Here is a 23,156-nt window from a genome sequence, read left to right as displayed (position 1 = left end):
CGATTGTTGTGACAATAAAAAGTTATAAGTTTTTTGACGATTAAGCTTTACTGGTAACGGCGCGTTCTAAGATGCGGCGTGATACGTCTAAATCATTTTTACCGTGTTCGCCCAATTTCACCATTTTGTGTGCTTCAAGTTGCTTGATAATAGGGTCAATGGCTGACTCGGTTAATTCTGCATCTTCTAAGCTAACTGGTAGTCCAAGCTCGCGGAAGAAGTTCTCAGTATGAACAATAGCAGTTTCGATGATGGTGTCATCGTCTAGTTGTGTACCGGTATCGTTATTATTGATACCCCAAACGTTACGCGCATACTGAAGCAGTTTGTCTTTTTTGCTGTCTTTAAGCTCACGCAATACTGATGGCAATACAATCGTTAGCGTACGGGCATGGTCAATCGCATGCAGTGAGGTCAGTTCATGACCAATCATATGCGTCGTCCAATCTTGCGGCACACCAGTACCAATCAGACCATTCAACGCCATGGTTGCTGTCCACATGATGTTTTTACGCGTTTCTAAATTCTCTGGATCTGCTTTGACTGCTGCGCCTTCTTCAATCAGAATTTTAAGCAAGCTCTCAGAAAAGGCATCTTGAACTTTCGCATTAACTGGATAGGTGAGGTACTGCTCCATCACATGGACAAAAGCATCCGCAACACCGTTCATTACTTGGCGCTCAGGTAAGGTTAAGGTTTTCGCAGGGTCTAAAATTGAGAATTTAGGGAAGGCAAGTGGGTTACCAAATGGTAGTTTTGCTTGGCGTTCGCTATAGTTAATCACGCCGCCTGAGTTCATCTCAGAACCGGTCGCTGGAATGGTCAGTACCGCGCCCAAATCAATCGCTGAATCGATATTTTTGCAATAACTGGTCAGCGCCTCCCATGCTTTTTCACGAGAAACCGTGCCATCGGTGTTGCCATCTTCAGTTAATGAAGAGATAAGCGCGACAAATTTACTGCCATCAATGACTGAACCGCCACCAACTGCTAGTAAGAAATCAATATTATGCTCATTCACCATATCAGCGGCTTTTAGCAAGGTGGTGAATTCTGGGTTGGCTTCAATACCACCAAACTCAAATACTTCACGTTTGCCATTTGCAGCTAGCGCATTCTTTACTTCATCTAACGTACCAGTACGCTGCGCTGAACCGCCACCATAAGTGATTAGCACGCGTGCCTCTGTTGGCACGAGCTCTGATAGTTGTTTGATTTGACCTTCGCCAAAGACGATACGGACGGGATTGTAATATTGAAAGTTATTCATAATATTCCTAGTTTCTAATGATAAAGAGATAAGTTGTGATGTAAGTGCTAATGAATGACGTCTTTTATATCGGATATGCGTCATAGCAATTATTGCCATCTGTGCGCATTGTACATGAATTAGACCGGTCGTCTAGTTATTTTTTTATTAATTTTACAAAACTATCGTATAACTGAAAGTTCTTAGTATTTTATTAATAATTGCTTATTGGCGATTGAAAACCCTCAATCAGCGTTATACGTTAGTGCTAACGGTTGGGTATTAACGAGAAGGTATTAACGGCTAGGTTGCTATGGTTAAGGGAGTAGCTAATAAACTAAGGCGGTAGCTACTAGCTGAGCATTAACAACCTAGATAGATAGTCGCGATATCAAGTTTATTGACATCGGTTTTAGGGTACTGATTTTATTAGCATTAATTTTATTTACACAGCGTTTAGCGACCAAGCTGCGAGGTGGTCATCAGCCAAACTTCTGCTAATGGCGTATCGGTTTGACTGATTTTAGCGACTAAGCTGGCACCCAACCAAGCAAAGTACCAACGCTTGGCCATACTTTCGGCGGCGATATTGTCAGGGTGAGGTATAGAACCATCTGCCCAGCCTGCTTTTATTTGCACAGCAATCCAGTTGATGGTTTGTTGATAACCGGCATACAGAGCCTTACGCATGGTTTCTGAGATATCAGCCACTTCTGCACTGAGTTTTACTACCAAGCATTTCTCATGGTCACAGCCCTTTTGCTGGGTGTCATACCAGTTTTGAAAATAGTTATAAATCTTTTGTTGTGCGCTGATTTTTTCAGCAGTAATCGCCTCGAGGCGATTTTTATAGTTGTCAAAATAGTGTTCGATGATGGCTTCACCAAAGGCTTCTTTTGATGCAAAGTAATGATAAAAGGAGCCTTTTGGCACACCAGCGGTATCAAGTATTTGTTTGATACCGACTGCGGTAAAACCTTTTTGCGCAATGAGTTGATAGCCGATGGCTAACAGATGCGCTCTGGTATCTGATGGAGCAGTGGTTATAATAGCGGACATGAAGAGGATGTTCTCCTTAGATCTTTATTTGGTGATGTCATTAAATGGTGATGTCGTTAAATTAAGTGACATAAAGCAGGGCTTTAAAGGTACTTTTTTAATCGAAAGAAAAATAATAATTTTGAGTGTTACGTTTTTTCAACAATACTTAGTAATAAATGATTCTTATTTTTATGCTGACTATGTTAGCATTAGACCAGTCGTCTAGCAAGTTACGTTTGTTATCGATGGTTAACGGCAAATGGTTATTTTACACGATCGTTTCATAAAACCATCATTTCCCAACGTAACCATTACACATAACTGTTTTGCAGTCTCCCTATTCCAAATGTAGCAGCTCGATGCTTTAATTGATTAAGCGTTTTAATGAACCAAACGTTTTAAACAACAAACATAAAATAAATAAGGATTATTATGTCAACCGATACTAAGAATACTCAGCAGAGCGTATATAGCGACTTTCATTTGCAGTATATTGCAGGTGAGTGGCAGAGCGGAAAAGATGACAGTATCAATACTAATGTTAATCCATATAATGGCGACACGCTGGTCGAGATTAAACAGGCTACCAGTAAGCAGCTTGATGAAGCCTATCAAGCGGCAAATGCGGCACAAAAAGAATGGGCGCAAAATACGCCAGCCGAACGCGCCGGTTTAATGTATAACGTCGTCAATGTCTTAGATCAGCGTCAAGACGAGATTGTCGATTGGCTCATTAAGGAGTCGGGCAGTACGCGTATCAAAGCAATGGTAGAGTTCGGTAGTGCGCGTGCAATTACCCTTGAAGCGGCCAGTTTCCCTAATCGTGTCCATGGTGAAATTCGCGCCTCAAACACCCCCGGTAAAGAAAACTTCGTCTACCGTGAGCCAATCGGTGTCGTAGCCGTTATTAGCCCATGGAACTTTCCGCTACATCTTACCCAGCGTTCTATCGCGCCTGCGTTAGCCCTTGGTAACGCGGTCGTGCTTAAGCCTGCAAGTGACACACCTATTACGGGTGGTTTACTGTTAGCAAAAGTATTCGAAGAAGCAGGTTTACCAAAAGGACTGCTTAACGTCGTTGTTGGGGCGGGTAGTGAGATAGGGGACGCCATCGTCACTCATGATATTCCAAGCTTTGTCTCATTTACCGGTTCAACTTCAGTCGGCAAACATATTGGCGAGCTGGCCAATGGTGGCGACTACATCAAGCAAGTTGCGCTTGAGCTCGGCGGTAATAGCCCATTTGTGGTATTAAAGGACGCGGATATTGAGCAAGCGGTAAAAGCCGCCGCCTTTGGTAAATTCCTGCATCAAGGTCAAATCTGTCTCGCTATCAACCGTATTATCGTTGAAGACGAGATTTATGATGATTTTGTTGAGCGCTTCTTAGCTCACGTTAAAACCTTAAACGTCGGTGATCCAAACAAGCAAGATACGGCAGTCGGTCCAATTATTAATGAAAAACAAGTCAAGTCACTGCAAGAAAAAATTGCTAAAGCACAGCAAGAAGGTGCCAAAATGATTTTGAGTGGTGAGATTAAAGGTCAGGTAGTACCGCCGCATATCTTTACTGAAGTCACGCGTGAGATGGATTTGTCACGTAATGAGGTGTTTGGGCCATTGGTCGGGATTATTCGTGCCAAAGATGAAGATGATGCGTTATCGATAGCCAATGACTCCATGTATGGTTTATCGAGTGCGGTATTTACAGCAGATATGCAAAAAGGTTTGCGCTTTGCGCGCGGTATCAGAGCAGGCATGACCCATATTAATGATATCTCAGTCAATGATGAGAGCAACATGCCATTTGGCGGTGAGAAAAACTCAGGTATTGGTCGCTTTAATGGTGAGTGGATACTGGAAGAATTTACCAGAACGCATTGGATATCAATGCAAAACGAACCGCGTCAATATCCGTTTTAATCAGTGCATTCTAATCAACGCATTATGGATAAACGTACTTAGATGTAGTTAGATAAATATTTCGATATAAAAAAAGACCGCCTGAATGGTGGTCTTTTTTTCTTATTTACACGCAATGATTCTAAAGTTTTATAGTTCTAATGTTATTTAGAATGAAAGCCTAGTAATGCTTCAATCTCTTCGATAGTCATATGTCGAACCAATGCTTGCTCTTCTACTGTCAGACGGTTGGTATGTTCTTTTATCATTGTATGGATGCTACGAGAGATCTCAGATGTCGTTGCATAATACATTTGCGGCTGTTCTTTGGTCAGTAGGGTCAAAAACCTATTAACGATTTTACGTTTTTCAATCGGTGCATGCGCTTCTGTCATGACAATCTCCTAAAAGTAAACCATTGACGCAGTCAAATTAACTGTGCTCATTACCTATGATGGTAATGGTGAGGGCAAATATCAAGCTATGTGTGACTTTAGAGTTTTATGCCGCTGTAAATTATAGAAGGTAAGTTATCTAATATCACTTATCGAACATCTGTTATCGAGTATAAGCTATCTAATATCAGTTATTAAATACAGATTGGGCTAAAATAACACTATCCAGTCTAGCGCTTTATATCAATTATAGCTGTATATGATAACTGCTTTAATGAGTCACTACTTGAATGAATCACTACTTGAATAAACCATAGCAGTCCTATAGTTTAGGTGGCATTATAATTAACATTCATATAAAATGAATCTTTAAGACATACCTTCTAACTTTCATTATAAGAAGTCTGCTATGCAATCAATTAATCTACCTAGCAAGCCACCAAGCTCGCCGCATCCCATACTCAACTTGAGCTTTCGGATATTTTTTAGCGCAGGCGCACTATTTGCCATTATAACCATGGCGTTGTGGGCATTTGTGTTTACTGGACATACAGATATCGATGCGCAAACGTTGAATCCGCTGTATTGGCATGGTCATGAAATGATTTACGGCTATGCGCTGGCCATCGTGGCGGGATTTTTATTGACTGCAGTTAAGACTTGGACGGGCGTTATGATGCCGCATGGCTACAAGCTGCTCGGTATTTTTGTCTGTTGGTTGCTGGCGCGTTTGGGCTGGGTAGGATTTGGCTTAGGTATCACGGTTGCTGGTAGCAGCGTGGCGTTACTATATGCGGCGGCGGTATTCGATTTATTGTTCATCGGCACGATGGCTTTTGTGATTTTCCGTGCAGTATTGCAAGTTAAGCAATATAAGCAAATGGGGATTTTAGCCAAGCTTGCATTATTAACAGTGGGCAATGCTTTGTGCTATTGGGGCATTATCAGCGCCAATATGAATCTGACCAAAGTTGGTGTTTATTTAGGTTTTTATTTGATTATCGGCTTGGTATTGACCATCGGTCGCCGCGTGGTGCCGTTCTTTATTGAGCGTGGTCTAAGTGTGCCAAATGCTCAAGGTGAAACCGAAGCAGTGACGGTACGTAATAATAAAGCGCAGGATATCGCAAGCTTATTGTTCTTCTTTGCTTTTTTTATCACTGATATGTTTTATCCCAATAAATACTTGCTGACCATCAGTGCACTTGGGGTGGCGGTGGTCAACATCGTACGCTTAGTTGGCTGGTATCATCGTGGTATTTGGCAAAAACCGTTACTATGGTCGTTATATATCGCCTTTTTAGGGATGTGTGTGAGCTTTGTATTGTACGCACTGCAGCCATGGTTAGGCTATAATCACAGCATTGCGGTACATGGATTATCGATTTCCGGTATTGGCATGATGACGGTGGCGATGATGGCGCGGGTGTCGCTCGGTCATACGGGGCGCAGTATTCATCAGCCACCCAAAATCGTCAATGCGATGTTCGCGCTTATGGCAGTGGCGTTTGTCAGTCGGGTATTTTTGCCATTAATCGATATGAGTCATTACTTATTATGGATCATGCTGGCACAAAGCGCTTGGATAGCTTGTTTTGCCTTGTTTTGTATCAGTTATTTGCCGATACTGGCACGCCCGCGACCAGATGGTTTATTTGGCTAATAAGGTATTGAAACGGTTAAAGTGCAACTGATTTAAGTAGTTAAATAGTTTAAAAGCTAAAGCTAAAGCGACTTAAAACATAGCATTTTAAAACATAGCATTATTTCAAATTATAAAGTTAATAGTTATAACAAACATTGGAGTGCAAAAAATGCGACTGACCAACTATAGTGATTATGCGCTGCGCTCATTAATATATTTGGCGACCAAGCCTGAGCCGCACCTATTGGCAAATATCAGTGATATTGCCAACAGTTATCACATTTCTAGAAGTCATTTGACCAAGATTATTCATCAGCTCGGGCAACTTGGCTATATAGATAGCGTGCGCGGTAAAAACGGTGGGATTCGCTTGGCGTGTGCGCCAAAAGACATCAATTTGGGGGTGTTAATCAAACAGATTGAGCCTGATTTTAATCTGGTTGAATGTTTTTCGACCGATTTATTGATTAATCCTAAGCCTGACAATGCTAATTCTGACAGCTCTTTTAATGGTACTGATGATAATGCGGTTGCCAAAGATTTATCTTTGACGCTGATTGATGAGGAAGCAAGTGCGGGGGTCAAGTCAGGTTGTATTATTAGTCCTGTCTGTCAGCTAAAACAGGTATTCTTTGAAGCATTGACGGCTTTTATCAACGTCCTTGAGCGTTATACATTGGCAGATATTATCAGTAATGAGGCAGAGCTTGCGGAGTTATTGTTTTATAGAAATGGCCTAAATAGTTTTGTAGAATAGAGGTTTTATATAGTCAGTTCAAAATAAAAGCGCTACGTTATAGCTATGTGCGACTGGTATAAATTTTCCTTGCTTGCTGTGCGCCTTGCACTCCAGAGGCTACGAAAAATTTGTCCCAGTCCCACTGTATCAATTTTAAAGTAATTCTACGATATATAAAATCGCCACAAAAAAAGGCTGCCCCGCTAGTAATAGTATGGGCAGCCTTTTTTATTATCAATTTTTAAAGCAGCTAAGCATCTAAGCGTTTAAGCGTTTTCAAGCTTAGGACGGGCTTTATCAATGGCTTTTAATAAGGCTTTTTCAAACTCACCCTCTTTAAACTTCACTAAATAAGAATGCGCGGCACAGAAGTTACGTACCTCGCGCCATTCATGCGCCAGATTAGTCGCCCAGTCGCAATACTGCTTGCCAGCATTGGGCTCATCTTTTAGTGCTTTTTTGGTGGTTGGGTGCAATAACAGTTCCGGTAACACCGCTTCTAGTAATTTGGTTGGTGGACTCATAAAAGTATCATCGACGTGCAAGCTTTTACTGGCAGGATGGAATACCAACAGCGAGCCTGCATGAATCATCTCATTGGGCGAGATATAATGAATACCTTTTGACATAGAAAACTTCAGCTCAGGGTAGCGCTTGGCGACCGCATTGCTTTCGACCAAATCGTCTGCCCATTGAATTTCGGGGATTTTTTTATGATGACGGCTACTGCCATAAAAAGTTGCTTGCGGGAAGTCCTTTGCCATTTGTGCGCAGTGGACAGTATGAAAGGGGTGGACATTGAGGACCGCTTCGACATCTTGCCCATTGTTGGTTAACGCCATTACCTCAGCGCGTACGTCGCCGGTGAGCTCGTAGCTGTCTAAAAATATAAAGCGCCCTGAGGCTAATTTTACAAGCGAGCACTGAGTGCCTATATTTAGCACCCCGCCTAAGCGAAACGTGCCACGAATATTCCAAAATCCTGCACCCACATCATGTATTTTATCGGTCATTGATACTTTTCCTTAATGGTTATTTTATGAGTTTTTTAACATCTTAGCGCAGAATTCTCCCACCTCCAAGGTGGTGAGATGAATGCGTTGTTGGTGATAATAACCTCTACCTGTAGTATAATTAATAATAAATATAACACCAACTAACAATAAGTATTTCATGCCAAAGCAAATCCTAAAAGCCCATAAAGTCAGGCTGTACCCTAATGAAGAACAGCAAATATTTTTTGCTAAGTCGTTCGGTTGTGCTCGTTTTATTTGGAATAGGATGCTTGGCGATAAAATAGACCACTATGAGACCACAAAGACCACCTTAAACAACACCCCTGCTCAGTATAAAAAAGAGTTTGAATGGCTAAAAGAAGTCGATAGCTTAGCATTGGCGAATGTGCAGCAAAACCTAAGAGCGGCTTATAATGCCTTCTTTAAGAACGGCACAGGCTTCCCTACGTTCAAGAAAAAGGGCATTAAAGACAGTTACACCACCAACAATCAAAAGGGTACAGTGACGATCACAGATAGCACCGTCAAGCTGCCTAAGGTTGGTCATATCAACGCCAAGTTCCCCGATAAAATAAACGGCTTAATAAAGAGCGCCACCATCAGCCGCATCCCATCAGGTAAGTATTACGTCAGCTTACTGGTTGAAACCATCGTTGATGAATTACCAAAAACCCACTCTAACATCGGCATTGATTTAGGATTGACAGACTTTATCGTCTTATCGGACAGCACGAAAGTTGCCAATCCTAAGTTTCTATCGAAGCTGCAAGCCAAGCTTGCGCGTGAACAGAACATACTAGCCAAACGCAGAGCCGTTGCCAAAGCGGATCAACGCAAGTTGTCAGAGAGCCGCAACTATCAAAAGCAAAAAACAAAAGTCGCCAAGGTCTATGAGAAAATAACCAATACTCGCAAAGATTTCTTGCATAAACTCTCATTCAATCTCATCAAAAACCACGATGTTATTGCGATAGAGGACTTGAACGTCAAGGGTATGGTTAAGAATCACAAACTTGCAAAAGCAATCAGTGATAGCTCATGGTCAGCATTCACCACCATGCTTGCCTATAAAGCAGACTGGTACGGCAAAACGCTTGTCAAAATAGACCGATGGTTTCCATCGTCTAAGACTTGCTCAAACTGCAACCATCTACTGACTAAAGCTGAATTACCGCTGTCGGTTAGAATGTGGAATTGTCCAAGTTGCTTGCAGCAAAATGACCGCGATATCAATGCCAGTATCAATATCTTACATCAAGGATTAATACTGGCTAAACAATCAAAAACTGTCGGTGCGACAGGGTTAGCTTAGTTGATTCGCTTAACCGCTGATACAGAATATCGTGTCAAGTAAGAGCGTTACCTAAGAAATCTCTACCTCTAAGGTAGGGGGTAGTTCATGTGCGTAAAGTCTGTAAGGAAATAGATATCAGCCATATAGATGTGTAAATATTAAAAATTGGTTAGAGGACTGCCTTGACTGTAATGTAATTCAAAATAGCGTTCTGCTGAGATAACTTCTTCTTTCTTCCTTCTGTCTTTGCTTGCTGTGTGCTTTACACTCCAGAGGCTGGGAAAAATTTATCCCAGCCGCCCTGTATTGTTTTTAGCTTAAATTGACTATACACAATTCTTATAATCGTAAGTCGATATACGGGGGCTGTTGCCATAATTTTCATTGTTGCATAAGAATTTATCGAAGCGAGTATCACCATTTATGTAGCGATGCATCCAAGCAATACCTGGTTTGCTGAGTAATATCTCGTTAAAGCGATAGCTTGGACAAAAGTGGCTGCCATTTTTTATCTCAATCTTCATTTTTGCGCCAGCAGCATTATTATAAAACGGACTGCTGTACTTTTTATTAGAGGCAATGCGGTCATTTTGACAGGTAATAAATAAAGCAGGCGTGTCCATGTTGCCGTAGTCTTTATCATGATAGGGCGTTTGCGGAATAATGGCCCGAACGTCACTGCGCTTGGTCGCTAACTGCAGCGCGCCACCACCGCCCATTGACCAGCCGATAGCCCCTAAACGTGTGCTATCTATTTGCGCACCCACCGTACTATCGCTAAGAATATGATCGAGCGCGGCGCTCAACTGCGTCGCACGGCTATCGGGGTCATCATAAATAGAGTTGGTATCGATAGTAATAACCACAAATCCCCAAGATGCCAGACGCGGCCCCCACCATTTGATAGAGGCTTCGTAAGACACATAACCGGGAATCACTGCGATACCGCCTAACAGACCGCAGTCTCCAGCATTGGTAGGATAATGAATGGTGCCGCCGCCGAAGCCATTGGCTAGTTGCCGAGGAACAGATTTACTTGCCACCGTAAAAGGACCATTATCGCGCGTAGCTGACAGCTCAGCCGCGGTAATGACACTGTCAGGAATACAGTTTGAGGTAGGCGATGCTGATGTTGTCGTGGTTAAAGGTATTTTAGTTGCGGGCACTTTGGTTGCTAAGGTGGCGGTTGACAGCTCATTAATTGAAAGCTTTTCAATTGCTGGCTGTTTAATTGGGGTTACTTGTTCTGATGTGACCGCTGCCACATGCATAGAAACAATCAGTGCGCCTGTCGCGGCAATTAATCTTGGATAAATAGCGTTGTTTAACATGATAAAGGGTCTATTATTTGAGGTCTTTTTGTATGTAAGGTTTATTCTGTGCGTTACTTTATTCTATGCATTACTTTGTCAGGCTAGTGCTAAAGTGGCGATATCTACCATAAATAGCAGGGCAAAATAATAGTAGACAGTAATCTATTAGCTGTCAAAAATATTAATCACCTCTACAGTGTTAAAATCAGCCTAGCGTTTTAGGGTTGGAAAATTTGTCATTAAAAGCACTTGAATAAAAATCCTTTATTATAAATAACATTCATAAATAGCATCGCGAATAACACACCGAAACCTGAGTCTGGTATTTGCTGTGATAAACTCACAAACCATGCATCGTTTTATAGTCAGTCATGAGTTTTATTATTATCACGATTTCATGCTATCGCTTTATTTCTCTCACTTATGCCGTCTAGCTTCCAGCTAAAAAAGGCGTCCAATATAGTCAGTCATACTTTGAATAATAATATAAATAACAGTATAAATAGCGACATCAATGTCAATGCTGATGGTAGTGGCAAAGATAGCAGCGCTATCCGCCGCCATATTCAAATGCCCACTCAGCCACCCAATCAACCGCTGCCATTTGATGCACCTTCATGGCTATTGAAGCTGACGATTGGCTTGATTGGGATGTTTGCTTTTTTGCAGGTCTATTCTATTCAGGCTATTTTGCCAGTATTGATGGTAGATATGTCCGCAACTGAGGTGCAGGCAGGCATGATTGTCGGCGCTACCATATTGGCGATTGCTATCATGTCGCCATTTTTGGGCATGCTTTCTGATGCCGTTGGTCGTAAGTCATTTATCGTTGGGGCGCTCTTGTTTTTAGCGATACCTACTGCGTTAATTGCCCAAAGTCCCAATATCGGTTGGATGGGCATGTGGCGGTTTATGCAGGGATTGTCTGTACCCGGTATTACGGTGGTGACGATTGCTTATATCGGTGAAGAGTTTGAGGGGCGCGCGGTCACTGAGCTGATGTCGTTTTATGTCTCAGGCTCGGTGCTTGGCGGCTTTATGGGGCGTTTTTTACTTGGGCACTTGCATGAGCTCATTGGTTGGCGCGCCGGCTACTATGTGATGGCAGGTATGACGCTTGTCGGTGCACTATGGGTGGGTAAAATGCTGCCATCGTCACGGCACTTTGTTGCCAATCCCAATTTTCGCTCAGCCATGCAAACCCTTGGTGAGCATTTAGTAAATCGCTATGTCGTCACGTCCTGCTTGCTTGGTGCTTGCGTGTTGTTTTCTTTGGTAGGCTGTTTTACCTTTATTAATTTGCATTTGGCCGATACACCTTATGAATTAAGCACAGGTGCGCTTGCCAATATTTTTGCCGTGTATTTAATAGGCGTTATCATCACCCCATTATCAACGACGTTGCTACGCCGATTTGGCTCAGCGCGTACGGTTCGAGTAGCGATGGTTATCTCGATGCTTGGCGTGCTGCTAACATTACTAACACCGCTTTGGGGAGTCGTGATAGGGCTTGCTGTTATGTCCACTGGCGTCTTTATTACGCAAGCTGCTACCATCAGTTATATCGCGGTCAATGTTAAAAAAGGACGTTCATTGGCGTCGGGCTTATATTATATGGGTTATTACGCAGGCGGCACGATGGGCGCATGGCTCTGCGGCATCGCTTATGCGCGTGGCCAATGGTCGCTGACAGTTTGGTTGTTATTGTTTGTACAAGTGCTGGCGTTATTGGTTGCTAGCATTGGGATGGTCAAAACAAATCCTCGCGCGAATTAAGAGGATTTTTCGATAGCTTTTTTTGAGCGCCTATTATTAAGAAAATGATTCTTTTAATAAACTGGCTTTTAGTACACTGCATATTAATTCAACACTTTTTAGCACTATATCTTTTCACTTAATATGGCCTTGTCATAACATAATAACCCAAGTGTTTAAATGCCAATCAACGTACTGGCCATCGTATGCTACTTACGCAAGCACGCTTTACATAGCCTAGGTTTTTTCTTACTATCAATAGAGCTTATCAAGAATGACGATAAGCATCACAATCATCTATAACCGCGTTTATACCACTCATAATGGTAAAAAAGACAATAAAAATGCTAAGTTTTTATATGTTTCCTGACCTATTAAAATAGCTATCAAAAGTGCTTTAAAATAATTAAAACCACCCACAAGGAAGTCAGATTTATGTCAAATATTTATCATAGTGCGCCGTCAGCCTACGATTATCCGCTAATCGTCAAGCAACTGTTAAATCGTGCCAAAACGGTGTCGCTAGAGCAAGAAATCGTTTATGCCGATAAAAAGCGCTTCACTTATAAAGAGTTGTTTGGGCGTATCAATCGCTTAGCCAATGTCTTGGCAAGTTTGAATCTTGATGCCGGTGATGTGATTGCGGTCATGGATTGGGACAGTCATCGCTACTTAGAATCGTATTTTGCCATACCGATGTCAGAATATATCCTGCAAACCGTTAATATCCGTCTGTCGCCCGAAAAAATCCTCTATACCATCAATCATGCTAAGCCTAAAGTGCTACTACTCAATTCTGAATTTGCGCCATTGGTGAAAGATTATCAGTTTGAAAACTCCAGCATTGAGCATATTATTTGGCTCGATGACAATGGGGTATCTTACGAAGGCGTCTTCGGTGGTAACCAAAACCGCGTTACAGGTGAGTATGAGGCATTGTTAGAGGCGGCCAATAGCGAATTTGATTTCCCGGATTTTGATGAAAACACCATTGCCACAACTTTTTATACTTCAGGCACGACCGGCGATCCAAAAGGTGTGTTCTTTAGCCATCGCCAACTGGTATTACATACCCTCACAGAGGCGGCGACATTGGGTATGCTGCCCAACAAGCAAGGCGTCAGTTACGGCGATGTTTATATGCCAATGACGCCGATGTTCCACGTCCATGCGTGGGGTTTCCCGTTTACCGCGACGATGGTTGGTCTAAAACAAGTCTATCCAGGTCGCTATGCACCTGATGTATTGATGGATTTAATTATCAATGAAAAGGTCAGTATCACCCATTGCGTACCAACGATTTTGCAAATGGTACTCAAAGAAGCGCAAGATCGCGAGGCCAGTTTTAAGGGTCTAAAAATGATTATCGGTGGCTCTAAACTGACTGAAGGGCTAGCAAAATCAGCGTTGGCGCAAGGTATTGAAGTTTATACTGGCTATGGTATGTCAGAGACGGCACCCCTTATTAGCTTGACAGAATTTAGCCTCAATGAGCCTGAGATGTCTGAGGACGAAGATATCGCTCGCCGCTGTATGACGGGCAAGCCGGTACTCATGGTGGACGCCCAAGTATGGAATACTGACAATCAGCCTGTTGGTACGGGTAAAGACAATACGGGCGAGTTGGTACTGCGTGCCCCTTGGCTAACGCAGAGCTATCTGAAAAATGACGATGCCGGTAAAGAGCTGTGGGAAAATGGCTATATGCACACCCAAGATATCGCCTACATCCAACCTGATGGTTATATTAAAATCACCGATCGTTTAAAGGATGTGATCAAATCAGGCGGTGAGTGGATATCGTCATTAGAGATTGAGACGATTTTATCGCTACATCCAGCGGTGGCTGATGTGTCAGTGATTGGTGTACGTGATAAGCAATGGGGCGAGCGTCCTTTAGCCTTGATTGTACTCAAACCTGCCTGCCAAGATACCAGTGCCGATGATATCAAAGCCATTGCTGAGCAAGCCGTTGAGCGCGGAATTATTCCCAAATATGGCGTGCCAAGTCAGTTTAAGTTTGTCGATGAGTTACCAAAAACCTCGGTCGGTAAACATGATAAAAAGGTCATGCGCGAGATGTATGGTAATCAGACTGAGGTGTAATGTTTTAGGGAGTGGTCGGCTTTTAAACATACTTACGCCTAGCAAAATATCGAATGGCTTACGTGCTTAATAGTTGACCTTTATCGTTCGCTCTGCTACATTTTAAACCGATACATAACGTATCGGTTTTTTAGTTCTGGCCGGGATAGCCAGTCTTATATTATGATATTATCGGATACATATATCGCATCACCCATCATTTATGCTAAGGACAGCTATTATGAGCGAGCAAACCGCCACTGCAGTGACCAACCAAACTTCAACCCAAACCTCTCAAGCGCCAACTAACAATCAAACCTTTGCTGATATTTATCGATCCTCTATTGAAAATAAAGCGCAGTTTTGGGCAGAGCAAGCTAAGCGTATTTATTGGCATAAAGAACCTGAGCAAATCCTTGATGACAGCAATTTGCCGTTTGCCAAATGGTACGTCGGCGGTGAAACCAATCTCTGCTATAACTGTGTCGATCGTCACCTTGAAGAACGCGCAGAGCAGGATGCTTTTATCTGGCTCTCATCTGAGATTAACCAAGAGTTAATAGAAACCTTCCCCGCTGTGGTTGATGCGTTTAAAGATTTGGGCAATAACGTTGAGTTTTATACTGACTATACCAAGCGTCGCCTGACTTACAACGATCTTTATAAAGAAGTCAATTATTTCGCAGATGTGCTACAGCGTCACGGTATTAAGCAAGGCGATCGTGTCATTATCTATATGCCGATGATACTAGAAGCCGCTTACGCGATGTTAGCCTGTGCTCGTATTGGTGCGGTACATTCAGTAGTGTTTGGTGGATTTGCCGCGCACAATCTGGCTATTCGTATGGATGATGCCGAAGCAAAAATGGTGATTACCGTTGATGCCGGCCTACGTGGCGGTAAGGTCGTTAACTATAAGAGCCTTGTGAATCAGGGTATCGAGCAAGCAACGGTCAAGCCAGAGCATGTATTAGTCGTTAATCGCGGTGTACTACCATTTGAGCCGCAAGCTATTGATGTGGATTATGCAACCCAGCGCCGCATCAGCTGTGAAGCCAATGCCATTGTTGAGCCAGTTTGGCTAGAATCTAACACGCCCTCTTATTTGCTTTATACCTCAGGTACCACTGGTACGCCAAAAGGCGTGCAACGCGATACGGGCGGTCATGCAGTGGCACTGACGACGTCGATGGATTATATCTACGATGGCAAGGCGGGCGAGACGTTTTGGGCAATATCAGATATCGGCTGGGCAGTTGGGCATTCTTATACCATTTATGCGCCATTACTTGCTGGCATGACCAGTGTGATGTATGAGGGCTTGCCGCATCGTCCAAACCCAGGTATTTGGTGGCGGATTGTTGAAGCAAATAAAGTGAATATTCTATTTACCGCACCGACGGGTGTGCGTATGCTGAAAAAACAAGATGAAACGTGGATGACGCGATATGATGTCTCTAGCCTTAAGTCCTTCTTTTTGGCAGGTGAACCGCTGGATGAGTCAACGGCCAATTGGCTTACGAAGCATTTAGGGGTGCCAATTTTAGATCATTATTGGCAGACAGAATCTGGCTGGCCGATTCTAAGTAATACGCCTAAGTTTAATCATAAACCGCACAAGCAGGGCTCACCGGGATATCCCATGTATGGCTATGATGCGCACGTCATCAATGAAGAAACTGGCGAGCCTTGTGCTGCAGGTGAAAAAGGTCTGCTAGCGATTCGCGCACCTTTACCGCCGGGCTGTTTAACCACAGTATGGCGTAATGACGAGCGCTTTATTAGCAGTTATTTTGGTTTATTTGACGGCAAGCAATACTCGACCTCAGACTATGCCGTGACTGACAAAGACGGTTATTTTTATATATTAGGACGTACCGATGATGTGATTAACGTTGCCGGTCATCGTATTGGGACGCAAGAGATTGAAGAAGCGATCAGCACCCATCCAGAAATGGCGGAGTGTGCGGTCGTCGGTATTCAGGACGAATTAAAAGGCGAATTGCCCATCGCCTTCTGTGTGCTCAAAGATCATGAGCAAGTGGCAACGACAGAAAACCGCTTCCGCATTGAGCAGCAGGTCATTGGCGCGGTGGTCAAATCGCTTGGTGGTATTGCAAGGCCAGCGGCGATTTATTTCCCGCAAGCATTACCAAAGACACGCTCTGGTAAAATCTTACGCCGTGCTATTCGCGCTTTAGCAGAGGGTAATGAGACAGGTGATATGTCTACACTGGATAATCCAACAGCGATTGAGGCCATTAAACAATCTATGAAAGATTACTAAGCACATTTTTAGGTATATTTTAAAATAGCCTTTATCTAAAAAAGCTCATGAATGGTCATGGGCTTTTTTATTGTCGCCAATAACTTATCGGTAATGATAAAGAAATCGGACATTAACATTAACTTTGCTAAAAGCAACATAAAGAGCTTGACCCTAAAATTGTTTTATTGTTATAGTCAATAACGATACGAAACAAATCATTTTAAAATTATATTTGATTGCTAAAAACTTATTATTTTTAACACCTTTTACGCACACGAAGACACCGTCACACGGCAGTCCGGTAAACAAGATAAGGAAATCTTATGCACCACGTTCAGCAGCTCATCAATGGTCAATTTGTTGATTCTAATACTAGCGAATGGATTGATATTACCGATCCTGCCACGCAGGAAGTCATCGCTAAAGTTCCGCAAACCACCGATGATGAGATTAACCAAGCAGTCGCGGCCGCTCAAACGGCTTTTCAAACTTGGCGAAAAACGCCAATCACCACCCGCGCCCGTATCTTCTTAAGGTATCAAGCATTGATACGTGAACATATGGACGAGCTGGCAGAAATCTTAACGGCCGAGCAAGGCAAAACGATTGCTGATGCGCGCGGTGATGTATTTCGTGGCTTAGAAGTGGTTGAGCATGCCGCTGGTATTGCTAACTTGCAGATTGGTGATTTCGTTGAAAACGTCGCCTCAGGCGTTGATACTTACAGCATTTGGCAGCCACTTGGCGTCTGCGCAGGCATTACACCGTTTAACTTTCCAGCGATGATTCCGTTATGGATGTTCCCAATGGCGATTGCCACGGGCAACACCTTTATCCTTAAGCCTTCTGAACAAGATCCTATGGTCACTATGCGTTTGGTTGAGCTAGCCGTTGAAGCGGGTGTGCCTGAAGGCGTACTAAACGTGGTTCATGGTGGCAAGGCGACGGTTGATGCTATTTGTGATCACCCAGACATCAAAGCGGTTTCATTTGTTGGCTCTACCAATGTCGGTAAACACGTTTATGAGCGTGCTAGTAAATCGGGCAAACGCGCTCAGTGTATGATGGGCGCAAAAAATCACGGTGTTATCCTGCCAGATGCCAATAAAGAGCAAACGCTTAATCAGCTAGCGGGTGCGGCATTTGGTGCTGCTGGCCAACGTTGTATGGCGCTGTCAGTCGTGGTACTAGTCGGTGCAGCAGGTGAGTGGATTGATGATATCAAAGCCAAAGCTGAAGGCTTGGTTGTATCAGCGGGTAAGCATGATAAAGACTTAGGTCCGCTGATTTCTCCTGCTGCAAAAGCCCGTGTTGAGCATTTGATTGGTACTGGTGTAGAAGAAGGGGCGAGCTTGATTCTTGATGGTCGCGGTATTACGGTTGAAGGGTATGAGAAAGGCAACTTTGTAGGACCTACTATCTTTGATAACGTCACTGCAGATATGCAAATCTACAAAGAAGAAATCTTTGGACCTGTACTGTGTATCATGCGTGCTAACAGCTTAGATGAAGCGATAGAGATGCTGAATGCTAATCCGCATGGCAATGGTACTGCTATATTCACTCAGTCAGGCGCAGCGGCGCATAAGTTCCAACAAGATATTCAGGTGGGTCAAATCGGTATCAACTTGCCGATTCCTGTGCCACTACCAATGTTCTCATTCTCAGGCTCGCGTGCCAGTAAACTTGGTGATCTCGGTCCTTATGGTAAGCAGGCTGTGCAATTCTATACTCAAACCAAGACCGTCACGGCGCGCTGGTTTGATGATGAGGCGAGCCGCGGGGTTAATACCACTATTTCAATTTAATCATTAATTCACTATATTAGCGGTGTAACGTCCATCTTGCTTACTATGTTTTTTAGACACTGATGCATGATTTTGTGATTGTCGTTATGCCGCTGCTATTATAAGTGGCATTATAGAAGTGACGTTAAATTGACAATTTAATAAATTCTCTCCACCATATTTGCTTTTTAAGCACAAGGATGACCCTATGGATTTTTCACTGACCGAAGATCAAATGGCCTTTCGCCAAACTGCCAGACAGTTTTCCCAAAAAGAGCTAAGGCCCAATGCGGCTGAATGGGATCGCACCTCGCATTTCCCAGTCGATGTGATTAAAAAATCAGGCGAACTTGGCTTTTTAGGGCTATATACCAATCCAGAATATGATGGTTTGGGATTGCCACGCTTAGACTCTGCCATGGTTTTTGAGGAACTGGCATGGGGTGATACGGCGGTTGCTGCCTATATGAGTATTCATAATATGGCTAGCTGGATGATCGGTGAGTATGGCAGCGATACTTTGTGTAAGAAGTATTTGCCAAATATGGTCAGCGGTGAGTGGCTTGGCAGTTACTGCTTAACTGAGCCGAACGCCGGTTCTGATGCTGCATCGTTACGTACCAAAGCTGATAAGCAAGGCAACCATTACGTACTCAATGGGGAAAAAACCTTTATCTCAGGTGCAGGCTCGACCAATGTGTTAGTGGTTATGGCACGTACAGGCGGTGTAGGGCCAAAAGGCATTTCAGCTTTTGTAGTAGACGCTGATAGCGCCGGTATCGAGTATGGGAAAAATGAGCATAAAATGGGCTGGAAAGCGCAGCCAACACGCACCATCAGCTTTAAAGATGTCAAAGTGCCATTAAAAAATCTGATAGGTGAGGAAGGCCAAGGTTTTCGTATCGCTATGAAAGGTTTAGATGGCGGTCGTATTAATATCGGTATCTGTGCAGTGGGTACCGCGCAGTCTGCACTAGAAACAGCAACCAATTACGTGCAAGAACGCAGCCAATTTGGTAGCGCGATTGCCAGCTTACAATCAGTACAGTTTAAACTGGCCGATATGCTCACTCAAACCATTACTGCAAGGCAAATGCTGTATTTAGCAGCTAATAAAGTCGATAACAATGATGGGCAAGCATCCACCTACTGTGCTATGGCCAAGCGTCTTTCTACAGATCTTTGTTTTGATGTCGCTAATGAAGCTCTGCAACTACATGGTGGCTATGGCTATCTAAATGAGTATCCACTTGAGCGCCATGTGCGAGATTTGCGTGTTCATCAAATTTTAGAAGGCACCAATGAAATCATGCGCGTGATTGTCTCGCGTCAGCTGCTACAAGATGAGGCATTGAGTCAATTGCGTTGATTTTATAATGCTACTGTTTATATTTCGCTATGGTTTTCTATGGCTGTTTAATAACTTTGCTTTTTAAGAAGCCGTATCAAACTCAAATAAAATAAAGGATTATTTATGACGGATTATACCAATCTTCAATTATCGATTGACGGTCATACTGCTACCGTGATATTGAACAACCCACCAGCTCATACATGGACGATGGAAAGTCTACCAGCGCTCAAGCAGCTGGTTTCTGACCTCAATGCGAATGATGATGTTTATGCCTTAATTATTCATGGCGATGGCGAGAAGTTCTTTTCAGCTGGTGCAGATTTAAATAATTTTGCAGATGGTGATAAAGGTCGTGCCATCAGTATGGCTATCGCTTTTGGTGAAGCGTTTGAAGCGCTATCAGCTTATCGCGGTGTGAGTATCGCTGTCATCAACGGCTATGCGATGGGTGGTGGACTTGAGTGTGCGCTTGCCTGTGATATCCGTATTGCAGAAGCGCATGCGCAGATGGCCTTACCAGAGACTGGCGTAGGCTTGTTGCCATGTGCAGGCGGTACGCAGAATCTGCCTTTACTGGTTGGTGAAGGCTGGGCAAAGCGCATGATATTATGCGGTGAGCGTGTCGATGCTGATACCGCATTACGCATTGGTTTAGTCGAAGAAGTCACGGCAAAAGGTGGTGGTTTATTAGCGGCGCAAGCATTGGCGCAAAAAGTCGCTAAGCAGTCTCCTGTTGCCGTCACTTATTCTAAACAGCTTATCCAAGCGGCGAGAAACACCCCACCTGCCCAAAACCTTATCCATGAGCGCGAAGCTTTTGTTAAGTTATTCGACACCAAAGATCAGCGCGAAGGCGTGCAAGCATTCTTAGAAAAGCGCAAACCCACTTGGCAAAATAAATAGCCCGTAGGCATGTCTTAATATTTACTTTACTCATTTTAATTTTGGTAGGTCTCTTTTATGACAGCAGTAACAGAAAACAAAGAACAAGAAGCACCGGTATTGTTTAATACTGAGCCGACAGATTGTGGTCATTTAATTGGGATAATGACGTTAAACACGCCCAAATCTCTAAATGCACTCAGCGTTGAGATGTGTCAGTTATTAGCCGAGCAGCTAGAGCAGTGGCAACGTGACGATCAGATAGTGGCATTGGTATTAAAAGGGGCGGGCGATAAGGCGTTTTGTGCTGGCGGTGATATCCGTAAGCTCTATGACAGTATGTCAGAGACAGCACCACTGCCAAACCCTTATGCGACAGAGTTCTTTGGTAGTGAGTACAACCTTTATCGACAGATGCACTTTTACCCTAAGCCGCTTATCCTGTGGGGTGATGGCATTATTATGGGTGGCGGTATGGGCTTGATGGCAGGTTGTAGTCATCGTTTGGTTACTGAGCGTACCCGCTTTGCGATGCCAGAAGTAACTATTGGACTATTCCCTGATGCCTCTGGCAGTTGGTTCCTACAGCGTATGCCGGCTAAAACAGGTTTGTTCTTGGGACTAACAGGTGCCATGTGTAATGGCAATGACGCTTTATTGGCCAATCTTGCAGAGTATGCAGTCGCCAGTAGTGATTATGATATCGTCATACAACTTTTAAAACAGAGTAATTGGCAAGCCACAGCTGGTAGCACAGATCAATGTCATAACAATAGCGCCCATAGTATCGTGAGCCGCGCACTGGCAGCGCCACCAGTTGCTAAATTGCCTGTTAGTAAGCTTGCACAGCATTGGAGTGCTATCCAGCATCTGATGAACGGCGGTGGCTTGGGTGATATTGATGCGCTATTACAAAGCGACGAAGCGCTTACACAACTTGATGCAGATTTTGCTGCCGACAGTTGGACGCAGCGAGCCGTAGCAACCTATCGACATGGCTGCCCAGTGACTGCAGCGCTGACCTATGCGCTTTATCATAAAGTCACTGACTTATCGCTAGAGCAAGTTCTGTATTTAGAAACCAACGTGGCGGTACATTGTGCAGCCAATCCGGATTTCAAAGAAGGCGTACGTGCGCTACTGATTGATAAAGACCGTAATCCACAATGGTCACGTTCATTAACAGACTGCCTCAGTACTGAAGGGCAAGCATACATTCATCAGCATTTTGTGAATCCTTATGCTAAAGGTGAGCATCCCTTAGATAATTGGTTGGGTGACGAAGCCTTAGGCAGTCAGTTGGTGCGTTAAGCGTCTTTAAGTATCTATAAAACAATACAAAATATAGAGCAATACAAACAATTTCAATTAAATAAATCATGCAAGAACTTATGTAGCAATACCTACATAAGCGATCATCAAGGAGCGATGAGATGGGTACAAAAGATTCAGGTTCAAACAATACTGCCAAGCCAAATATAGCCTTTATTGGGCTTGGCAATATGGGCGCACCGATGGCAGAGAACTTGTTAAAGGCAGGTTATGCGCTATCGGTTTATGACTTGTCTGCGGATGCGACCCAGCGCTTGCAGCAAGCAGGTGCCAGTGTGGCTGATAGTCCTAAAGATGCTGCGAGCAATGCACAGGTCATTATCAGCATGTTGCCTGCGGGCAAGCACGTCCATTCTGTTTATTTAGGCGATGATAGAGATAACGGTTTATTAGCAGAACTGCCAAAAGGTACATTAGTCATCGATAGCAGTACCATCGCAGCAGCTGATGCTAGATTGGTTGCAGAGTCGGCAAGTAAGCTTGGTATCGACTTCTTAGATGCACCAGTCTCTGGCGGTACAGGCGGTGCTATCGCTGGTACGTTAACCTTTATCGTTGGTGGAGAGGATAAAGCCTTTTCTAAAGCCGAGCCGATACTGGCTGTCATGGGGAAAAATATTTTTCATGCAGGCGACCATGGTGCCGGACAAGTGGCGAAAATCTGCAACAACATGCTATTAGGTATTCTAATGGCGGGAACGGCAGAGGCAATTAATTTAGGCGTCAAAAACGGCCTTGACCCTAAAGTACTATCAGATATTATGCTACAAAGCTCAGGCCGTAATTGGACATTAGAGGTCTATAACCCTTATCCGCAAGTGATGGAAAATGTACCCTCTAGTAATGGCTATCAAGGCGGCTTTATGAGTAAGCTGATGCAAAAGGATCTTAATCTTGCGATGCAAACGGCTAAGGATACTAATGTTGAGACGCCAATGGGAGCCAAAGCGACAGAGCTTTACGAAGCACATACGCTAGAAAATGGCGATAAAGACTTTTCTAGTATTATGGCGCGTCATGACAGTTCGGTCTTGTCTTAGTTTTCTTAAGGAGCTTTCTAAATTAGAACGTTTATCTATATTTAGTCTTAATACCTTT

17 protein-coding genes are annotated in these 23,156 nt (G+C 43.5%); 12 read left to right on the top strand and 5 right to left on the bottom strand.

The annotated features are described in order from the left end of the window. Positions 1-40: 40 nt before the first annotated feature. Complete coding sequence (locus tag JMX13_RS05555) at positions 41-1,270, bottom strand: iron-containing alcohol dehydrogenase (RefSeq protein ID WP_201610637.1); 1,230 nt, start codon at positions 1,268-1,270, stop codon at positions 41-43. 435 nt (positions 1,271-1,705) lie between these two features. Next, positions 1,706-2,308, bottom strand: a complete 603-nt coding sequence (locus JMX13_RS05550) for a TetR/AcrR family transcriptional regulator (protein ID WP_201610635.1) — start codon at positions 2,306-2,308, stop codon at positions 1,706-1,708. Positions 2,309-2,722: 414 nt separating this feature from the next. Here JMX13_RS05550 and JMX13_RS05545 point away from each other — a divergent pair, with 414 nt between their 5' ends. Continuing rightward, positions 2,723-4,213, top strand: a complete 1,491-nt coding sequence (locus JMX13_RS05545) for an aldehyde dehydrogenase family protein (protein WP_201610633.1) — start codon at positions 2,723-2,725, stop codon at positions 4,211-4,213. Between the two features lie 143 nt (positions 4,214-4,356). On the opposite strand, the gene JMX13_RS05540 is transcribed toward JMX13_RS05545, so the two are convergent. Further along, entirely contained in the window at positions 4,357-4,587 is a 231-nt protein-coding gene (locus JMX13_RS05540; protein WP_201565831.1) for a hypothetical protein, read from the bottom strand. 409 nt (positions 4,588-4,996) lie between these two features. Between JMX13_RS05540 and JMX13_RS05535 the strand changes: the two genes are divergently transcribed. Both JMX13_RS05535 and JMX13_RS05530 read left to right on the top strand, forming a co-directional pair. After that, entirely contained in the window at positions 4,997-6,250 is a 1,254-nt protein-coding gene (locus tag JMX13_RS05535; RefSeq protein WP_201610631.1) for an NnrS family protein, read from the top strand. 151 nt (positions 6,251-6,401) lie between these two features. Further along, positions 6,402-6,989: an Rrf2 family transcriptional regulator gene (locus JMX13_RS05530; protein WP_201565238.1), complete on the top strand. Its 588-nt coding sequence runs from the start codon at positions 6,402-6,404 to the stop codon at positions 6,987-6,989. Between the two features lie 248 nt (positions 6,990-7,237). On the opposite strand, the gene JMX13_RS05525 is transcribed toward JMX13_RS05530, so the two are convergent. Then, positions 7,238-7,984 carry a hypothetical protein gene (locus tag JMX13_RS05525; RefSeq protein ID WP_201610629.1) on the bottom strand — a complete coding sequence of 249 codons (747 nt, stop codon included), beginning with the start codon at positions 7,982-7,984 and terminating at the stop codon, positions 7,238-7,240. A 160-nt stretch (positions 7,985-8,144) separates the two neighbouring features. On the opposite strand from JMX13_RS05525, the gene tnpB reads away from it, so the two are divergent. Further along, complete coding sequence (gene tnpB, locus JMX13_RS05520) at positions 8,145-9,299, top strand: IS200/IS605 family element RNA-guided endonuclease TnpB (protein ID WP_201610627.1); 1,155 nt, start codon at positions 8,145-8,147, stop codon at positions 9,297-9,299. Positions 9,300-9,607: 308 nt separating this feature from the next. Here the strand turns inward: tnpB and JMX13_RS05515 are convergent, their stop codons facing one another. Continuing rightward, the gene (locus tag JMX13_RS05515) at positions 9,608-10,612 is read right to left on the bottom strand and encodes a dienelactone hydrolase family protein (RefSeq protein ID WP_201610620.1); all 1,005 of its coding nucleotides are present in this window, start codon (positions 10,610-10,612) and stop codon (positions 9,608-9,610) included. A 552-nt stretch (positions 10,613-11,164) separates the two neighbouring features. On the opposite strand from JMX13_RS05515, the gene JMX13_RS05510 reads away from it, so the two are divergent. The 8 genes from JMX13_RS05510 to mmsB all read left to right on the top strand — a co-directional run bounded on the left by JMX13_RS05510 (position 11,165) and on the right by mmsB (position 23,098). Continuing rightward, positions 11,165-12,370 carry an MFS transporter gene (locus tag JMX13_RS05510; RefSeq protein WP_265088397.1) on the top strand — a complete coding sequence of 402 codons (1,206 nt, stop codon included), beginning with the start codon at positions 11,165-11,167 and terminating at the stop codon, positions 12,368-12,370. A gap of 414 nt (positions 12,371-12,784) precedes the next feature. After that, entirely contained in the window at positions 12,785-14,455 is a 1,671-nt protein-coding gene (locus tag JMX13_RS05505) for a fatty acid--CoA ligase (protein ID WP_201610618.1), read from the top strand. A 220-nt stretch (positions 14,456-14,675) separates the two neighbouring features. Continuing rightward, positions 14,676-16,721: a propionate--CoA ligase gene (locus tag JMX13_RS05500; RefSeq protein ID WP_201610616.1), complete on the top strand. Its 2,046-nt coding sequence runs from the start codon at positions 14,676-14,678 to the stop codon at positions 16,719-16,721. A 305-nt stretch (positions 16,722-17,026) separates the two neighbouring features. Beyond that, a complete protein-coding gene (locus JMX13_RS05495) occupies positions 17,027-18,511 on the top strand; it encodes a CoA-acylating methylmalonate-semialdehyde dehydrogenase (RefSeq protein WP_201610608.1) in 1,485 nt (494 codons plus the stop codon). Between the two features lie 187 nt (positions 18,512-18,698). Next, positions 18,699-19,859: an acyl-CoA dehydrogenase family protein gene (locus tag JMX13_RS05490; protein WP_201610605.1), complete on the top strand. Its 1,161-nt coding sequence runs from the start codon at positions 18,699-18,701 to the stop codon at positions 19,857-19,859. A 105-nt stretch (positions 19,860-19,964) separates the two neighbouring features. Then, entirely contained in the window at positions 19,965-20,747 is a 783-nt protein-coding gene (locus JMX13_RS05485) for an enoyl-CoA hydratase (RefSeq protein WP_201610603.1), read from the top strand. A 57-nt stretch (positions 20,748-20,804) separates the two neighbouring features. Next, positions 20,805-22,037 (top strand): enoyl-CoA hydratase/isomerase family protein, encoded by a 1,233-nt coding sequence (locus JMX13_RS05480; protein ID WP_201610601.1) that lies wholly within the window; start codon positions 20,805-20,807, stop codon positions 22,035-22,037. 122 nt (positions 22,038-22,159) lie between these two features. Continuing rightward, a complete protein-coding gene (mmsB, locus tag JMX13_RS05475; RefSeq protein ID WP_201610599.1) occupies positions 22,160-23,098 on the top strand; it encodes a 3-hydroxyisobutyrate dehydrogenase in 939 nt (312 codons plus the stop codon). Positions 23,099-23,156 lie beyond the last annotated feature (58 nt).

It is taken from the genome of Psychrobacter immobilis (assembly GCF_904846285.1).
Taxonomy (GTDB): Bacteria; Pseudomonadota; Gammaproteobacteria; order Pseudomonadales; family Moraxellaceae; genus Psychrobacter; species Psychrobacter immobilis_D.
The sequence above is the reverse complement of the archived record's forward strand: the minus strand, read 5'-3'. Positions and strand labels throughout refer to the sequence as shown.

Bases quoted from the DNA above. Each gene is read 5' to 3' on its own strand.
- JMX13_RS05500 (WP_201610616.1), top strand. From the start codon at position 14,676: ATGAGCGAGCAAACCGCCACTGCAGTGACCAACCAAACTTCAACCCAA.
- JMX13_RS05555 (WP_201610637.1), bottom strand. From the start codon at position 1,270: ATGAATAACTTTCAATATTACAATCCCGTCCGTATCGTCTTTGGCGAA.
- JMX13_RS05525 (WP_201610629.1), bottom strand. From the start codon at position 7,984: ATGACCGATAAAATACATGATGTGGGTGCAGGATTTTGGAATATTCGT.
- JMX13_RS05480 (WP_201610601.1), top strand. From the start codon at position 20,805: ATGACAGCAGTAACAGAAAACAAAGAACAAGAAGCACCGGTATTGTTT.
- JMX13_RS05485 (WP_201610603.1), top strand. From the start codon at position 19,965: ATGACGGATTATACCAATCTTCAATTATCGATTGACGGTCATACTGCT.
- JMX13_RS05550 (WP_201610635.1), bottom strand. From the start codon at position 2,308: ATGTCCGCTATTATAACCACTGCTCCATCAGATACCAGAGCGCATCTG.
- JMX13_RS05510 (WP_265088397.1), top strand. From the start codon at position 11,165: ATGCCCACTCAGCCACCCAATCAACCGCTGCCATTTGATGCACCTTCA.
- JMX13_RS05505 (WP_201610618.1), top strand. From the start codon at position 12,785: ATGTCAAATATTTATCATAGTGCGCCGTCAGCCTACGATTATCCGCTA.
- mmsB (WP_201610599.1), top strand. From the start codon at position 22,160: ATGGGTACAAAAGATTCAGGTTCAAACAATACTGCCAAGCCAAATATA.
- tnpB (WP_201610627.1), top strand. From the start codon at position 8,145: ATGCCAAAGCAAATCCTAAAAGCCCATAAAGTCAGGCTGTACCCTAAT.
- JMX13_RS05545 (WP_201610633.1), top strand. From the start codon at position 2,723: ATGTCAACCGATACTAAGAATACTCAGCAGAGCGTATATAGCGACTTT.
- JMX13_RS05530 (WP_201565238.1), top strand. From the start codon at position 6,402: ATGCGACTGACCAACTATAGTGATTATGCGCTGCGCTCATTAATATAT.
- JMX13_RS05515 (WP_201610620.1), bottom strand. From the start codon at position 10,612: ATGTTAAACAACGCTATTTATCCAAGATTAATTGCCGCGACAGGCGCA.
- JMX13_RS05490 (WP_201610605.1), top strand. From the start codon at position 18,699: ATGGATTTTTCACTGACCGAAGATCAAATGGCCTTTCGCCAAACTGCC.
- JMX13_RS05495 (WP_201610608.1), top strand. From the start codon at position 17,027: ATGCACCACGTTCAGCAGCTCATCAATGGTCAATTTGTTGATTCTAAT.
- JMX13_RS05540 (WP_201565831.1), bottom strand. From the start codon at position 4,587: ATGACAGAAGCGCATGCACCGATTGAAAAACGTAAAATCGTTAATAGG.
- JMX13_RS05535 (WP_201610631.1), top strand. From the start codon at position 4,997: ATGCAATCAATTAATCTACCTAGCAAGCCACCAAGCTCGCCGCATCCC.